The following is a 15,974-nucleotide window of genomic DNA, read 5'->3' as shown; positions in this document are numbered from 1 at the left end:
AGTTACTGACCTGGGTAAAGGATAAGTTTCCCCCTAGGGTCTGCAGTTTCCGGATCCCACAAATCGAAAGGCGCCCAGGTTAATATATTGGTGCCAATACAATACAAGCGAACGCTGCTCATATGAATTTTATTAAGCATTACTTTAGGAAGTGTATAGCCAATATCTACGTTTTTGAGCCTTAAATATGCCCCGTCGCGTAACCAATAAGTGGAGCCCCGATAGTTATTACTGTTTCCATTGTAACTTAACCTGGGATAAGGGGCGTTAGGATTTTCGGTTGCGGGATCTCCGGAAATATCTGCCGATATCCATCTATTCTCAACCATGCCTTTAAGAATGTTACCCCATTCGCCTTCGCTAAATGCATAAACTGTTTTTCCATATATAAAGAAACTGGACGAACCAGCCCCCTGAAACCGTAAGCCCAGATCTAAGCCTTTCCAACTAGCAGACGCTGCCATACCATATATTAAATTAGGGGTACTGGTAGAGCCAATGGCAACGATGTCATCATTATTAATGATACCGTCTCCATTTACATCTTTATACTTTATATCTCCCGGCTGATAGGCTCCAAAAGTTTGCGTGGGGCTATTGCGAATTTCCTCGTAATCTTTAAACAGACCCAGGGCAACTAAACCGGTTGTTTGATTAACCCGATAGCCTTTCTGCATCTGATAAGCATACACGCTTTGCTGCTCGTCCCGTTCCATTATCTCATTTTTACTATAGGTGAGGTTACCGCGAAGGGTTACATTAACGCTATTAAAGTTTCGCTGTATTTTTACACTCCCGTCTATACCTTTAGAACGAACCGCGCCTACATTTGCACTGGGTGTACTTGTAAGGCCAACATAGCCAGGCAAAAAGTTTCTCGGCATATAAATTCCCGTACGTTCATCCTGAAAGACATCTACAATCAATGAAAAAGCATCTTTCCAAAGCGACAAATCCAAACCAATATCTTGCTTAGTCGCCACTTCCCAGGTCACGAATGGTGAGGCCACCTGTGAAAATCCCAATCCTCCAAACCTTCTATTGGTGCCAAACTCTGCCCAGTCGTAGCCACCAACGGGGTTGTTGTTAGCATCTTTAAATTCAGTTATTGAATATAAATACGGGAACCTGTTATTCCCTAAATTATCGTTACCGGCCCTACCATAAGAGTAGCGAACTTTAAAAAATTAACCCACTGCCAATTTTCTTTAATAAAATTTTCTTCGCCGATATTCCAGGCAACCGAACCGGAGGGGAATAAACCATACTGATGCCCTGCTGCGAAATTTTCAGATCCGGTATAACCAAAATTGAAATTTGCGTAATATTTATTTCTCCAGTTATAGGCGGCCTGTCCTGCAATCCCCTGGTTCTTTTTTGCCATTCCCATCTTTATATCGGTTCCCAAATTCTGCGTAAATGTATTAGCTTCACGTGTGAACCTCGCATCCAGATTTATGTTATGATTATTTTTTATTGATCGGAAATAGCTCAGCAAACCAATGATAAAATCCCTGCGGCTACCTCCAGAACTACTGGTCTGCGCCAGCTCCCTGGGCCCGGAAATATTGGTAAAAACCAGATTGCCGTTAATATCTCTCAATCGTTGCGCTCTCCATTGTTCCGGCCATTTACGGCGTTCGATGGTACTTGAATTGTAGGTATCATAACCATAACTTCCTTCAAATTTCAACCCTCTTGTAATAAAGCTCAGATCCTGATTTACCGTTAGGTTTGTCTGAATGTTATTTTCCCAGGTTTCATTAAAACCAGTCTGGGTAGCAGCTACCCAAGGATTAGTTTGATTACCTGTACCTACAGCAGGAACATATCCATTAGAATAAAAAATTGGTGTGCGAACGGGAGTATATCCAAATAATTCTCCCCATATATCATTATCGCCCAAACCAGGACTGTTCCTTTTTCTCAGGGAGCCCGATACGCCTAATTTCAGTACAGTTGTTCTTGTTACATTCACATCAGTATTTAGCCGGTATGTCCACCTTTTAAAATCGGCATTTGTATTATAGTCATTTTTTATTGACTGGTCTGTTTTATACATGCCTTTTTCGTCTAAAAAGCCAAGGGAGACAAAGTACCGGGCTGTAGTACCGCCACCATCCAGCCTGAGATTCGCATTGTATGTCGGGGCGCCATCCTTTAATATTTGGTTCGTCCAATCTACGTTTGGGTACAAATCCGGATCAAGACCTAAACGGAACAGTTCCAGTTCCACAGGACTATATATGGGCGCACGGTTTCTTGTTATTTGCGCTTCATTGATTAAACTGGCATAGGTGTTACCATCAACAAATTCGGGCGTTATAGTGCGGGCGTTATAAGAGGATTCCACTTTGACATTTATGTTGGTTTTGCCAACACCTCCGTGTTTTGTGGTTATCAACACAACACCATTGGCACCTTTGGATCCATACATCGCCGTGGCAGAAGCATCTTTAAGTACCGAGATTGACTTAATATCATCAATGCTAACTTCGTTAATATCCCTCTCAAATCCATCTATCAGCACTAAAGCGCCATTACTGGCACCAAAGGTAGAGATACCTCTGATCCAAAAATTCGAAATATCTTTTCCGGGCTGACCGGAAGTTTGCATAGCCATAATGCCGGGAACATTACCTGCAAAGGAATTTACGATACTCGCACTGGGAGATGTTTTTCCAATCGCTTCCATATCAACTGTTGTGATCGCTCCGGTAACGTTACTTTTCTTCTGAATACCAACTGCCGTAACTACAACTTCGTCCATTGAATTATTGCTTGACTTCTGCATCAACACATCGACAGTATCCTGGTTAGTAATCTGTACTTGTACGGTGTCGTAGCCCACTGACGAAAACAACAGCTTGTGGTATACTTCAACTTTTATGGAGTAGGCCCCTCTTTTGTTGAAAAGGTACCTAATCCAGCTGTGTTAATTACAGAGACGCTTACTCCCGACAAAGGCTCACCGCTTTCTTTATCTCTAATTTTTCCATAAACTGTCATTCGGTTGTTTTGGGAAAATGCACCCATAGTGGCAAAAAGCAGCAGGAAAAAAGCTAACGCTTTTCTCATTAACGATATCCTCATAGCAATAATATTTTAGTTTTCTAGTGAAATTTTTCGGATACAATGATTTTCAACATCACCCACATAGAACGCCTTATTTGTTGCGTCATAAGCCAAACCTTTGGGTTGATCAAACCTGGCTTCTGTGCGAAGCCCGCCATTAATAAGGCCATACGGATTAGAATTAATACTGGAACTGCCTCTTCCCGCAAAAGTGGTAACCTTTCCTTCGGGTGTCAGTATGCGGATATCATGATTGTGCTGTTCGGTAAAATAAAAATCATACTCATCTTTTTTACCTGCATAGTCTGGATTTTTTACAAATACCCCTGGTACGGATTTCTCAACCTGGCCTGTGTGCCTACAGCATCAACCCACTCCGGGGTTCGCGGTTGCCCGCAAACAACGTAAGGTGTTGTAAAAGTTTTGTTACCCCAGTCATAATCCGTTCTTAATATATAATGCTGGTTGATGACGATGATATAAGCATAGTCTCCGGTTGGCGCAATATTTATATTGAACTCCCAGTCGTTGTCCTGGATTAAAAACAGCAGCTGGTAATCTTTAATACCAAGATTAGTACCAGCTATATAACTGTTCAGGTCAAACCTGTAAAACTGCCCCTTTTCGTAGCTGTTAAAATAAAGTTCACCATTTATAGGATGTACAGATGCTCCGTTACATTGCTTATAGGATGTGATGACTTTGGGATCTTTAAAACCGCTTGCCCTTGATAAGATAGAAGCAGATTTGCCATTCACGTCACCCTGGTCATCAGCAATAATCATATAATTTTTGTCCAGCGAAAAATCAATTGTCCTGATGCGATTCCAGCCACCCAAGCCCCTTGTAATTGGTGTTGTAACTACACTGTCTTTAAAATTCAACAGCCTTACATCGCCCCCATCCTGTCCCATATATAACATACCAGGGGTCTTAGGATCGAAGGTTAGCCACGAAGGGTTTAAAAAACCACCACAATCGGCAAAAGTTCCGTCTTTTATATTGTAGTTCCCCCTTTCATCTTCTTTGCCGGCCAGGGTAGTTACCACCATCCTTTTTGATAATTGAAAACTTCACTCGCTCCGGCAAGCTGCTGATTGGCATTCGTTCCAACTTTAACTTCTATTTCACCTGTATATGCCCTGTCTGGAATAATACAGTATATGGCTTCGTCCTGCACACTAATCACAGTGGCTCGTTTACCGCCTATCGTTACAGATACGATGGATTTGTCATTTCCAAAGTTTTTTCCATAAATGACAAATTGTTGTCCGCCACCTCCGGTTTTCGGGAAGAAATCCATTACAGCCACCTTTTCGGATGGATCGTACGCTTTAGATTCGTTGGGTGCAGCATCTTTTTTGCAGGCAAACGCAATAAAAGATATAACTAGCATCGCCCATAAGCACTTAAAATGCAATAAGACATTTCGTTTCATATGACAGTTGTTTATTAATACAATTTTAAAACCTATCCTCCCGCAGCTTTGCAGGCTTCTTAGCGCGCCTATCACTCCCGTTACCAAACAGGCGCTGTTGGATCAGTTTATGGATCTTAAAGTTTGCAGATTTTTAAAGCATCGTTGCTGGCATCTGTTATGCTTCTTTCACAATGGCCAATTCTGGTTTAAATCAAATTCATCATCTGGCAAACAGGGGTAAAGATATTCTACTATAGCAAAAACGATTTTTCATTTTGTCTCAAAATATCATCAAATTGTACCAATTTTGGAACATATTGTAATTACTGCCTGATGATGAGATTTTTTATCCCGATTTTGTTTGCCTGCCTTTACAGCACTGCCGGCTTAAAAGCACAACCATTTTACTTCAGACATTATGAAGTGGAAGATGGCCTGTCCAATAACACCGTAATTGCAGCTTTGCAGGACAGCCATGGCTTTATCTGGCTGGGCACTTCGGAGGGTTTGAACCGGTTTGACGGGAATAATTTTAAGGTATACCGCCACCAGGCAAACAAAAAGCATAGCCTCAAAAGCAATTCGGTATACTGTCTTTACGAAGACAAGAAAGACCGCATATGGGTGGGTACCGAAAAAGGCATTGCTTTGTATAATATAGACCTTGATCAATTTCAACATCCGTTTTCGATGGAAGACGGACCGGTACGAAGTATTTGCAGTGATACAGAGGGACAGCTCTGGTTTATATTCAGGGATGAGCTATTCTACTACCATTCCGCACAGAAGAAGCTATTGAAAAAATACATCCCCGGTATTGCTCAGGTATCGGTAATTACCGCAGATCCCAGGGGCGGTATCTGGGCCGGTTCCGCGGACGGCCGCATTGTTTACGTACATCATCAACAGGCAACCATCTATCCCCTCCCTTTTCATTTGCAAAATAGCATTGAAGCCATTTGCCTTTCCAAAAACAACCGCCTGCTTATCGGTTCTTCGAGGGAGGGCTTATTGGAATTTAACCTGGCTACTCAAAAAAAAAGCACCTGATCCACGAAAAAATACCGATAAGACAGTTTTCGTGCGCAACATACTCCAGGTTTCCGACACCAGTATTTTTGTAAGCACAGAAGATGGCCTGTATATCTATAACCCCGTCAACACAACATACAGGAGCCTCCATAAGGAACCGATGAATCCATTTTCGCTTTCCGACAATGCGCTATATGCCTTATGTAAGGATCGCGAAGGAGGTGTATGGATCGGCTCCTATTTCGGAGGGGTTAATTACCTGGCAAATACTGCGCTGACCTTCGAAAAGTACTTCCCCACAGCCCTCCCGCACTCCTTGAGCGGCAATGCAATTCGGGAGATTACCCGGGACCACTCGGGCCGGTTATGGATCGGATCGGAAGATGGTGGGCTTACAATGTATGATCCCTTAAAAAATATGTTTACCCGTCACATTCCAGATGTTACCAACGGGCTTTCCAGTACTAACGTGCACGGACTATTGGCAACCGGTAACCAATTACTTGTCGGAACTTTTGAGCATGGCCTTGATATTATGGATATTCCCAGCGGAAAAGTGACGTGCCATTATCGCGCTGGTCCGGGGCCTTACGACCTGAAAAGTAATTTTATCAACAAAATACTGCAAATGAACGACGGACGGATACTAATATGCACCGCACATGGTTTGTTTCAATTTGATGTAGCAAAAGGCAGATTTCATCCTGTGACAGCCCTTCCCGTTGATGCGTTTTATTCGGCCATAACCCTGGACGAAAAGGGTATTGTATGGGTAGGAACACATAATAAAGGACTGTTCTATTTCAACAATAAAGATACTGCATCTTTAAAGCTCTCTTCAGACACAGCAAACAAACTGGGGCGCACCCGCATACTGTACCTGATGCCAGACAAGAACGATCACCTTTGGGTATGCACTATTGACGGGCTTTTTAATATCGATTTAAAAAGCCATACTTTTCGATACTATAGCCAGGACGAGGGCTTACCCAGCAATATCGTTTACAGCATCATTAAAGATAACGCCGGCAATTACTGGATTCCCACATCGCACGGGCTTGCTTTGCTGGAAGAAAGTTCAAAAAGATCAAAACCTTCAGGCAATATGATGGACTACTTAATAACCAGTTTAACTACCAGTCTGCATTTAAAGACGCCGATGGCCAGATCTACCTGGGGAGTATTAAGGGCCTGATAAAATTTAATCCGGCCCAGCACCGGCCTACTCCATATATTCCTTTACTCTACATGACCGGGTTACAACAATTGGGAGCGGCGGCTTCTTCTGCCGGATCGAAAGATGATATTCCATTGATCAATAAAGGCTATATCCAGCTAGCTTATAACCAGTCAACTTTTAATATCGATTATGTAGCTCTTAATTACACAGACCCTATCAATATTGAATACGCCTATAAAATTAATAATGGAGCCTGGTTCCCAATCGGCAATAGCCGGAAGATCACTTTTACCAATTTATCGCCCGGCAGATACCAGGTAAGCGTCAGATCTACCAATAACAATGGCGAATGGATGCCTAATAAAAAGACACTATTGATTGAGATACTCCCTCCTTTCTGGAAGTCATCATTTGCTTACTTCTTCTATGTTATGCTTGCTATCACGATTATTGTTGCAGGCTTAAACTATTATGCCCGACGCCAGAAAGAGAAACAACTTTATAAAATGAATGTGTTTACATTAAATAAAGAAAAAGAACTCTACCAGTCCAAAATGGATTTTTTACCAATATCACTCACGAAATAAAAACACCACTTACCCTTATCAAACTTCCGCTGGAACGGATAACGGCTGCGCTAACGAATGCGCCACACCTGCAACAATACCTGCAAATCATGAACAGCAATACAGAGCGGCTACTGGAACTCACGCGCCAGTTACTTGATTTCAGAAAAATTGAAACAGAACATTATCACCTGTTTCTTACTGAACTGAATATATTTGCGGTAACCGAAAAACTGGTACATTCCTTCTCCCCGGCTATTGCAGAAAAAAACATCAGTTTCCATTTTACTCCTCCTTCCGGCAACATCATCATAGCTGCTGATGAAGAAGCATTGGTAAAAATCATCAGCAACCTGATCGATAACGCTATCAAGTATTGTGAGCAACAGGTTCGTATAGATTTAGAAATTGATCAAACACTAAACCTTGTAAGGTTTTATATTACCAATGACGGGGAAACGGTTCCCAAGGAAATGAGGGAGCATATTTTCGAGCCTTTTGTAAGACACTACCATAAAGGTGTGGGAGGCTCTGGCATCGGACTTTCGCTGGTTCATTCGCTGGTTCAATTGCACCAGGGAAAAATGGAATACAAGGTAGTGAACAATATGAATATTTTTTCTGTAGCTTTCCCATTGAAAATAAGCAGTGTAGATATTAACATCCCTACTAATAATGAGTCATAATAAGAAAACCATACTGATCGCAGACGACCACGAAGACATGTTGTTCATGTTATCCGATACACTTCAGCAGGACTATACCATAGTTTGCGCACGAAATGGCATCGAAGCGCTGGCGTTACTGGAAGAACATCCCGTCACCCTGGTCATCAGCGATGTAATGATGCCGGAAATGAATGGTTTTGAGCTCTGCGAAAAGATCAAATCCAATTATGAATTCAGCCATATCCCCATTATATTACTCACCGCAAAAAATACTTTGCAGTCTAAAATTGAAGGATTGGATGTTGGTGCTGACGTATATGTAGAAAAGCCTTTCTCCATGGAATTCCTGGTGGCCCAGATCAAAAGCCTTTTAATGAACCGGGACCGGCTAAAGTCTTACTTTATTAAGTCTCCAACTGCGCAGATTACCAGCATGGCTTCTAATGAAATAGATAAGTCGTTCCTGGAAACACTAGAGCGCCACATTTACGAGAACATGGCTGACACGGACCTGGACGTACCACTATTAGCCAAATGCATGAATATGAGCCGGACAAGCCTGTACCGGAAAATAAATTCTCTTTCGGATCTTTCGCCGGCGGAAATCATCAATCTTACCAGGTTAAAAAAAGCGATAGAGATATTGAGCACGAAAAACATGCGCTTAAATGAGGTAGTAGATGCTGTTGGTTATAGCTCCGTAACCCAGCTGGGAAGGAACTTTCAAAAACATTTTGGAATGACGCCATCAGAGTATATCAAAAAAACATACAAATCTGCTTAAACAGATTTGCGAACGATCAGCTCTGCCGGAAGCAGCAGTTCTTTAACAGCCGGTATTTTTGTGCGCTCATTTGCAACTTCAGATTTTCAATACCCTCCCGGGCTATTGCTGCAATGGGCTGACTGATAGATGTAATGGCCGGCGTATACAGTTTAAATATCTCGTGATCATCAAACGAGAGCACCGCTACGCGGGATGGGATTTTCCACTTCAAATCCTGCAGTACTTTAAGGCCCTGTATGGCAAGATAATTCGTTGCAAAAAAATAGCGTCAACATCCTGGTTGCGGCTAAGGAATTCTTTGATCCCCTCTTCATAGGCGTCTTCTTCTGCTGCAAAAGGGAGCTCCAGGATCAATTCAGGAAACAGGAGCTTGTGCGTTTTGGCACTTGTTTTAAACGCATCCAGGCGGTCCTGCATCTGCATCTGTTCTAATGCCGTTACTATAAAAGCTATTCTTTTATACCCTTTATCTACCAGTAGCTGTACTCCTGAGTGAATCCCATTTTTATTATCTACCAATACAGAAGGAATATCCACATCTGTAAAGTATCTATCCAATAAAACTACGGGTTTCTTTGCTTTCTTCAACTTCAGCATTTCTTCTTTCATACCACTGCTGGGCGTTACAATAAAGCCGTCTACCTGCTTGTGCAGCATTCTTATTAGTTCGGTGCCCTTTTTATCATCATTCTCCGTACTGCAATAAACAAGGCGGTATCCAACCTGGTAAGCAATATCTTCAATAGCTTTAGCAAGCGACGCAAAAATGTATTAGAGATATCCTCAACAATCAACCCGATCACATGTGTTTTACCCGTGCGTAAACTAGCGGCGGACCGGTTAGGCACGTACCCCGTTTCCTTGATAATCTTGCGGATCTTTTTGGCCATTTCTTCGCTGATACGCATTTCTTTTTCTTTGCCGTTAATAACAAAAGAAACGGTAGATGGTACAACACCGGCGATGCGGGCAATATCTTTAATGGATAATTGTTTCATATTCAGGTGATCTCTATATGGCTGTTATTTGCTTATAGTTGAGGATGCAGTTGAATTCTGTGCAATGAAAATACAACAACTCCTCCAACTCTGTCAATAATACCTTTCTTTTAAATTTGAATTTTATTAAAGGGTTCGATTGCCTCAAAATATACCTAAAAGCACATTGAAGGCAAAATCGTTTTTGTTTATTTAGTGAATATACTACATTTTGTCCCGGAAATAAACGGGCGATAACAATTTTTGAATCATGCAAAGAATACTACCCTGTTAAGTAAAGGAAAACGAATATACTATTCTCAAAAATATATCTACCTTTTCGTCCCTTTGCTCATATCTGGCTTTACACCTGACTCAACTAAAACTTACGCACCCCATTAAACTACCTGAGTGCGGTTGAACGTGTGCTGATAGTATGCGTGCTGAAGTAACCTACTGCACCTTCTTCAAAAGGGTTTAAAGGATTAGACGGCGATGCAGCCTGGCTCTGTCCCAGCGCACCCTGATCGAGGCTATACCAGTAACGATACATGAACGGAGTAATTGTTTGCAACTCAACACTTATACGATCCCCAGCCTTCAGGGTGCTTCCTCATTTTCAAAAACCAACATTTCATACACAGTCTTACGTCCATCTATCAAATGGTCATTGGTTATAAAGATACCGTTGTCCTTTTTAGTATTAACATATTGTATAAAGCGATATACATTACCCAGGCCCGGCGGATCCTGAAACTCCAGGGTTGCCACCTTTCTTGTTCTGCCAAAGAAGAGCCTTTCTGTAACATAAAAAGTATCGATCGCCACTTTAGCCGGTACGACAGAAGTGGAGGTGAACACACGGCCATTTGCTTCTACACGTAAAGCATAACTCCCGCCAGACTTACCTGATATACCGGCCCTGTAATACCCTCCGTTCACCTGGGTTAGCCGAACCGGTGTTTTACCATCTTCGGTTATAGTAATACGCGCCCCGGATACTATATCGTAGTGATTGGAATCGGACAAGGCTAAGGTCTGAGACAAATTAACCCTGCATCCTGCGTCGCTAAGTACTGCTTCAATCACATACAACTTTTCAGTATCAGGCATTTCAAGTTCTATTATTTTTTCGCAGGAGGCCATCATCATAAAAATAGCCAGGCAGCCCGTGTACATTACTTTCCCAACCGCAGTCCTATGAAGAACAAGGGGAATCATCGCCTCGAATTTTCGGGGGAATAGCTGCAGGTAGAATCAGGAAAAACCGCAATATGCCGGGCGGATACGGCATGGGCACTGAAATAGCCCAATGCGCCACCTTTTATGTTAGACGCAGGATTGCCCGGAGATGCAGATTGTGAAGACCCGAGAGAACCCTGGCTAAGACTGTACCAAAATAAGTAGTTAGGCTGATCGATACTTTGCAGCTCTACGCTTAGCTGGTCGCATTTTTTAAAGTATAGTCATCATTAAATATCAATAATTCATCTACCACTGTGCGTCCGTTAATAAGATCGTCTTTGGTAACAAACACGGTTGTCTCCAATTCACCATCCACACGTTGTACATACCGATAGGCATTGCCTGGAGCAGGGGGATCTTTAAACCGGATGGCTGCCATCATCCTTGTTTTACCCAGAAAAACACGCTCTGATACATACAAACTATCCAATGTAACTTTTTGCGGCATAGTAGATGAAGCGGTAAAGACATGAGTCATTGTCGCATCTGTGTACTCTATACGCAACTGATAAGTTCTTCCGGGTCTTCCGGTAAACGCGGCCCGGTATTCACCCCGGTTATTGGAAGCATTTAACACAACAGGAGTCTTACCATCTTCAGCAATAGTTATTTTCGCACCAGTGACACCTACCAAATTGATCGTATCATAAAAATTACTGGTTCGCGACAAACGAACCCTGCATGTGCTGTCATCCGTTAAAACGCCTTCCACTACAAACCGGAGTGGCTGATCTTTAATATCTACCTGGATAACGCGCTCACAAGCCGCCAGCAGAAAGGATGAGATCACCATAATTGCTATGCATTTCCAAAATGATGACATCTTACTTAAATTTAAAATTATAGGATATAGATGGCACAAAACGGAAAAGAGAGGTTTTGACCGCTTCTGTTTTTGTCGCGTCATCTTCGCTTTGCCTGAAAGTAATGGCATAGGGATTTTCTCTCCCATAAGCATTAAAGAGGCTGAAAGCCAGTTCTGAGCGAAACTTCTTTCGATCCTTTAACAGCCAGGTGGCCCCAAGATCAAGGCGGTGGTAGGACGGCATCCTGTCTGCGTTTCTTTTGGTATAATAAAAAACTACCTGGTTGTCGATGATGTATTTACCGCTGGGATAAGTAACCGCATCGCCTGTATAATAGATCCAGTTGGCGGCCAGGTTCCATCGCCTGCTTAGCTGATGATTCACCACGATGGCAACATCATGGGTACGATCCTGCCTTGCATTATACCATTCCCCGTCATTAATCCCCTCAATTTTTCTTTCAGTTTTAGCCAAAGTATAACTGATCCATCCGGTAGTTTTACCTGTTTTCTTTTTTAGAAAAACTTCCCAGCCATATGCACGCCCAACTCCAAATAAGATCTGTGACTCAATTGCATCATTAGTAAAAACATCAGCGCCGGTTCTGTAATCAATCTGGTTCTGCATCTTTTTGTAATAGATCTCCGTAGAAAATTCCAGTTGATTTCCCGCCAGGTTTTTATACCACCCTAAAGCTACCAGGTCTGCTATTTCAGGTTTGATAATATTCGTACTCGCTAACCATTTATCGGTGGGAAACCCTGTAGTAGAATTAGACATCAGATGCAGGTTCTGCACATTTCGTACATAAGAGGCCTTAAATGATGATGACGGATTAATGATAAAGCTGGCTGCCAGGCGTGGCTCCAGATTAACGTAGTTCTTTACCAATTGCCCTTTGCTGTAGGTTAGGGTATCTGTAACATTCCCATCGCCGTCCAGCTCGTAAAAGTCGCCCTCACCGAGGATGGCGAAAGAAGTGAGCCTGGCGCCATAGGTAATGTTCAACCAGGGTGCTGCTTTCCAGGTGTCTGTTGCAAAGAGTGCATTCTCCCAGGAGTACCTGTCCTGCAAATAAAAATTATTAAAGCTGGCTGTACCAGATGAGGTTACATCCCCGGCCGTATTTTATGATAGGTAGAGTTAAATCCAAAACGTACAGCGTGCTTGCTACCAGCATACCACTGGAACTCCTGCTTTAAGTTCAGATCGCGGATCTTGGAATAGATATCCAGGTCATTGCTTGGATTATTGATATTGATATTGTAATCAAAATCGCTGTAGATAAAAGAGGTGTTAGAAAACAGCTTACTATTGAAGATGTGGTTCCAACGCAGGGTTCCGGTAATATTTCCCCAATTGATACCGAACTGCTGATCCAGTGATAAATAGTCGCGCCCGAAGTATCCCGATACATAGATATTATCCTTCTCTCCTATTTTATAATTGAACTTAGCGTTGTAATCGTAAAAATAAAGTTTATTGTTCCGGATGGAGCTGTCTTTAGCTAATGGCACAAATACATCGGCATAAGTTCTGCGGCCCGACAATAAAAAGAAGATTTATTTTTTTGAATGGGGCCTTCGAGGTTGAGCTTGGCAGATATCAGCCCTACACCGCCACTCAGCTCATAGTTCTGATTATTTCCTTCATTCATTTTAACATCCAGCACAGATGATAATCGTCCGCCATACTGAGCCGGCATTCCTCCTTTATAAACGGTGATGTCTTTAACCGCATCTGAATTAAAAGTAGAGAAAAAACCCAGCAAGTGTGAGGCATTGTATACCTGCGCTTCATCTAAAAGGATCAGATTCTGATCGGCGCTGCCACCTCGCACATAAAAGCCACTGTTCCCATCTCCGGCCTGTTTAATACCTGGCAGTAGCTGAATCGCTTTTAAAATATCTCTTTCTCCCAAAAGCATGGGGATGGTGTTCACCTCCTTCATGGTAAGCCGCTCCACGCCCATTTGAGTACTGGTAATTGTCCGGCCTTTGCCGCTGGCTGAAACCACTACATTTTCCAGGTCCTTTATCTCATCGGGCAAAGAAATATTCCTGGTAATATTCTGTTTAAGGGTGATCTTTTCTACGATGGCATTGAAGCCAATAGCGCTATATTCAATTTCATATTCACCTTCGGGTAAGGTAATAGAATAAAAGCCGTACTCGTTACTACTTACCCCATCGGTACTATTAACGGACCTTACGCTGGCATTGATAACCGTTTCGCCTGTTCGTTCTGAACGAACAGTACCACTGAGGGTAAACTTCTGTTGCGCATAGCTAACAGATACCCCTATCAATAAAAGGAATAAACAAAAAGCCTGTTTCATTATTTAAACAGGCTGAAAGATAATTGATAAACACGATACGCAGGAGCGTAGATGTTAAATTTTAGAAATATATTAGGTATTACAGTTTTGGTACACTACCACGCCTGCCAAAAATTGCTGTAAATTCACCAGGCCAGCTAATCAATAACAGCGAATTTCCAGGTACGCTCAAATAATCCTCCGGCGCCCAACTCATTGATTCCTTCTTTTTCAACCAACTGCTGATTGCTATCGACATTGTCGGCTATGCCACACCAGGGCTCGATACATACAAAGTCGGCACCCTTAGCCGCCCATATACCCAGATAAGGAAAGCCGTTGAAGTCAAATTCAAATCCTTTACCGGTGCGCTCCTGTATCAGTCTTACTTTGGTACTGCTTAATTTCTTAAACACAATGGCATCGGCCTCGAACAGTTCCTTACGAAGCGGCAGCTGATCCGTATTTTCCAGCAGCGGCACGGTGCCGTTTTCCAGCAAGCCATTATCCAATAGCCACCTGCCGGCATTTTCAAACTGGTTAAATTCAAGTGTATAATCGGTATAAGTATCCCCTTCAAAAATGGGCACTTTAAATGCGGGATGCCCGCCAATAGAGAAGTACATTGATTTTTCGCCGATATTCACTACGCGGTAACTCACACTCAATACCGGCCCGGCAACCAAATACTCAATGTACAATTCAAATGGAAAGGGATACCTGGTCAAAGTAGCTTCATTGCTGCTTAGCTTAAAAGTAAGCCCATGCCCGCTCTGCTGGTATAGCTGAAATTCCATTTCCCGCGCAAACCCATGACGGGGCAAGTTATACGGGATGCCTTCGTATAGGTAAGTATTATCCTTAAGCGAACCTACTATCGGAAATAATATGGGAGAATGTTTGGCCCAATAGGCAGGATCAGCATTCCACATATATTCAACACCAGTCCTTTTATCGGTGATACGCTGCAATTCAGCTCCCTGGGCGGCTATTTCTACTTTTATATCATTACTTTCTATAGTTGGCATAAAAGACACTATTTCTGTTAGGGAGTAAATATACGCTACACACCACTAAAAACAGTAAAGCCGCCATCTACTTTAATGGAAGTACCATTTACAAAAGTAGACTCATCACTTAGCAACCAGATCAGCGCACCGGTTAGCTCATCAGGATTTCCAAAACGCTTATAGGGCGTGCTACGAATTACTTTATCGCCCCTGTCTGTATAGGTACCATCTTCATTCGTCAGCAATCGCCTGTTTTGCTCGGCCAGGAAAAAGCCGGGCACCAGCGCATTCATTCTTAATTTGTCGCCGTAACGATTGGCCATTTCTACTGCAAACCATTTTGTGTAAGCTTCGATGGCCGTTTTAGCCAGGCTGTATCCTAACACCCTGGTCACAGCCCCATGAGCTGCTACGGAAGAAATATTTACGATGCTTCCTTTTTCTGCCGTTTCAGCCATTGCCTTGCCAAACACCTGTGTAGGCAACAGGGTACCAAACAGGTTCAGGTCCATCACATGTTTTAAGGCATCTATATCCAGCTCGAAAATCTTCCCATCAGGTTGTACTACGGCTCCCGGCTGATTGCCGCCTGCAGCATTTACTAACCCATCCACTTTTCCATACTTATCCAGCACTTTCTTTAATGCCGCTTCGAGCTGATCCAGGTTTGCCACATCAGCGATTAACGCAATCGCTTGTCCGCCGGCTGCCTCTATTTCAGCAACTCTTTCTTCCGCAACTTTTTCATTACGTCCCAATACGCCCACAATCGCCCCCTGACCTGCCAGGTCTTTTATAAACGAATATCCCAGCACACCTGTAGCGCCAGTTACTATAATTACTTTACCTGCAAGAGAAAATTTGTTGTTGCTCATAATTTGTATTCGATCT

The 15,974-nt window shown here is 42.7% G+C and carries 20 protein-coding genes and 1 pseudogene; 5 read left to right on the top strand and 16 right to left on the bottom strand.

Annotated features, from left to right (window positions below; genetic code table 11):
* Window positions 1-2: 2 nt before the first annotated feature.
* From MKP07_RS18520 to MKP07_RS18505, 5 genes and pseudogenes are all read right to left on the bottom strand, one after another.
* Window positions 3-2,851: pseudogene (locus MKP07_RS18520) on the bottom strand (SusC/RagA family TonB-linked outer membrane protein).
* Between the two features lie 35 nt (window positions 2,852-2,886).
* Window positions 2,887-3,093, bottom strand: coding sequence for a carboxypeptidase-like regulatory domain-containing protein (locus tag MKP07_RS18515; RefSeq protein WP_240848504.1), 207 nt, complete (start codon window positions 3,091-3,093; stop codon window positions 2,887-2,889).
* A gap of 12 nt (window positions 3,094-3,105) precedes the next feature.
* Window positions 3,106-3,189 (bottom strand): hypothetical protein, encoded by an 84-nt coding sequence (locus MKP07_RS42715; protein WP_394803671.1) that lies wholly within the window; start codon window positions 3,187-3,189, stop codon window positions 3,106-3,108.
* 200 nt (window positions 3,190-3,389) lie between these two features.
* On the bottom strand, window positions 3,390-4,127 hold the full coding sequence (locus MKP07_RS18510; protein ID WP_240848503.1) for a hypothetical protein: 738 nt from the start codon (window positions 4,125-4,127) through the stop codon (window positions 3,390-3,392).
* Window positions 4,118-4,513, bottom strand: coding sequence for an IPT/TIG domain-containing protein (locus MKP07_RS18505; RefSeq protein ID WP_240848502.1), 396 nt, complete (start codon window positions 4,511-4,513; stop codon window positions 4,118-4,120). Before MKP07_RS18505 ends, MKP07_RS18510 begins: the two co-directional genes overlap by 10 nt.
* A gap of 315 nt (window positions 4,514-4,828) precedes the next feature.
* Between MKP07_RS18505 and MKP07_RS18500 the strand changes: the two genes are divergently transcribed.
* From MKP07_RS18500 to MKP07_RS18480, 5 genes are read left to right on the top strand one after another with little or no spacing between them, the layout of a single operon-like run.
* On the top strand, window positions 4,829-5,545 hold the full coding sequence (locus MKP07_RS18500) for a ligand-binding sensor domain-containing protein (protein ID WP_240848501.1): 717 nt from the start codon (window positions 4,829-4,831) through the stop codon (window positions 5,543-5,545).
* A 31-nt stretch (window positions 5,546-5,576) separates the two neighbouring features.
* Window positions 5,577-6,722 (top strand): ligand-binding sensor domain-containing protein, encoded by a 1,146-nt coding sequence (locus MKP07_RS18495; protein ID WP_240848500.1) that lies wholly within the window; start codon window positions 5,577-5,579, stop codon window positions 6,720-6,722.
* Window positions 6,723-6,775: 53 nt separating this feature from the next.
* Complete coding sequence (locus MKP07_RS18490; protein WP_240848499.1) at window positions 6,776-7,294, top strand: triple tyrosine motif-containing protein; 519 nt, start codon at window positions 6,776-6,778, stop codon at window positions 7,292-7,294.
* Complete coding sequence (locus MKP07_RS18485) at window positions 7,279-7,959, top strand: sensor histidine kinase (RefSeq protein WP_317236051.1); 681 nt, start codon at window positions 7,279-7,281, stop codon at window positions 7,957-7,959. Before MKP07_RS18490 ends, MKP07_RS18485 begins: the two co-directional genes overlap by 16 nt.
* The gene (locus MKP07_RS18480) at window positions 7,949-8,725 is read left to right on the top strand and encodes a response regulator transcription factor (protein WP_240848498.1); all 777 of its coding nucleotides are present in this window, start codon (window positions 7,949-7,951) and stop codon (window positions 8,723-8,725) included. The genes MKP07_RS18485 and MKP07_RS18480 overlap by 11 nt, the downstream gene beginning before the upstream one ends.
* 16 nt (window positions 8,726-8,741) lie before the next feature.
* Here MKP07_RS18480 and MKP07_RS18475 read toward each other — a convergent pair whose 3' ends face one another.
* The 11 genes from MKP07_RS18475 to MKP07_RS18435 all read right to left on the bottom strand — a co-directional run bounded on the left by MKP07_RS18475 (window position 8,742) and on the right by MKP07_RS18435 (window position 15,958).
* A complete protein-coding gene (locus MKP07_RS18475) occupies window positions 8,742-8,939 on the bottom strand; it encodes a substrate-binding domain-containing protein (RefSeq protein WP_240848497.1) in 198 nt (65 codons plus the stop codon).
* A complete protein-coding gene (locus tag MKP07_RS18470; protein WP_240850936.1) occupies window positions 8,936-9,463 on the bottom strand; it encodes a type 1 periplasmic-binding domain-containing protein in 528 nt (175 codons plus the stop codon). The genes MKP07_RS18475 and MKP07_RS18470 overlap by 4 nt, the downstream gene beginning before the upstream one ends.
* Complete coding sequence (locus MKP07_RS18465) at window positions 9,391-9,726, bottom strand: LacI family DNA-binding transcriptional regulator (RefSeq protein ID WP_240848496.1); 336 nt, start codon at window positions 9,724-9,726, stop codon at window positions 9,391-9,393. Before MKP07_RS18465 ends, MKP07_RS18470 begins: the two co-directional genes overlap by 73 nt.
* 382 nt (window positions 9,727-10,108) lie before the next feature.
* The gene (locus tag MKP07_RS18460; protein ID WP_240848495.1) at window positions 10,109-10,279 is read right to left on the bottom strand and encodes a hypothetical protein; all 171 of its coding nucleotides are present in this window, start codon (window positions 10,277-10,279) and stop codon (window positions 10,109-10,111) included.
* Window positions 10,280-10,305: 26 nt separating this feature from the next.
* Window positions 10,306-10,926, bottom strand: coding sequence for a DUF4249 family protein (locus MKP07_RS18455; RefSeq protein ID WP_240848494.1), 621 nt, complete (start codon window positions 10,924-10,926; stop codon window positions 10,306-10,308).
* A 217-nt stretch (window positions 10,927-11,143) separates the two neighbouring features.
* Entirely contained in the window at window positions 11,144-11,773 is a 630-nt protein-coding gene (locus MKP07_RS18450; RefSeq protein WP_240848493.1) for a DUF4249 family protein, read from the bottom strand.
* 1 nt (window position 11,774) lies between these two features.
* A complete protein-coding gene (locus MKP07_RS41280; protein WP_317235855.1) occupies window positions 11,775-12,830 on the bottom strand; it encodes a TonB-dependent receptor plug domain-containing protein in 1,056 nt (351 codons plus the stop codon).
* 35 nt (window positions 12,831-12,865) lie between these two features.
* The gene (locus MKP07_RS41275) at window positions 12,866-13,306 is read right to left on the bottom strand and encodes a TonB-dependent receptor (RefSeq protein WP_317235854.1); all 441 of its coding nucleotides are present in this window, start codon (window positions 13,304-13,306) and stop codon (window positions 12,866-12,868) included.
* On the bottom strand, window positions 13,264-14,094 hold the full coding sequence (locus MKP07_RS41270; RefSeq protein ID WP_317235853.1) for a TonB-dependent receptor: 831 nt from the start codon (window positions 14,092-14,094) through the stop codon (window positions 13,264-13,266). Before MKP07_RS41270 ends, MKP07_RS41275 begins: the two co-directional genes overlap by 43 nt.
* Window positions 14,095-14,231: 137 nt before the next feature.
* Window positions 14,232-15,101 (bottom strand): aldose 1-epimerase family protein, encoded by an 870-nt coding sequence (locus MKP07_RS18440; protein WP_240848492.1) that lies wholly within the window; start codon window positions 15,099-15,101, stop codon window positions 14,232-14,234.
* Window positions 15,102-15,136: 35 nt separating this feature from the next.
* Window positions 15,137-15,958 carry an SDR family oxidoreductase gene (locus tag MKP07_RS18435; RefSeq protein ID WP_240848491.1) on the bottom strand — a complete coding sequence of 274 codons (822 nt, stop codon included), beginning with the start codon at window positions 15,956-15,958 and terminating at the stop codon, window positions 15,137-15,139.
* Window positions 15,959-15,974: the final 16 nt, after the last annotated feature.

Source organism: Paraniabella hibiscisoli, assembly GCF_022512515.1.
GTDB lineage: Bacteria > Bacteroidota > Bacteroidia > Chitinophagales > Chitinophagaceae > Niabella > Niabella hibiscisoli.
This window is presented reverse-complemented; position numbering and strand designations above follow the sequence as displayed.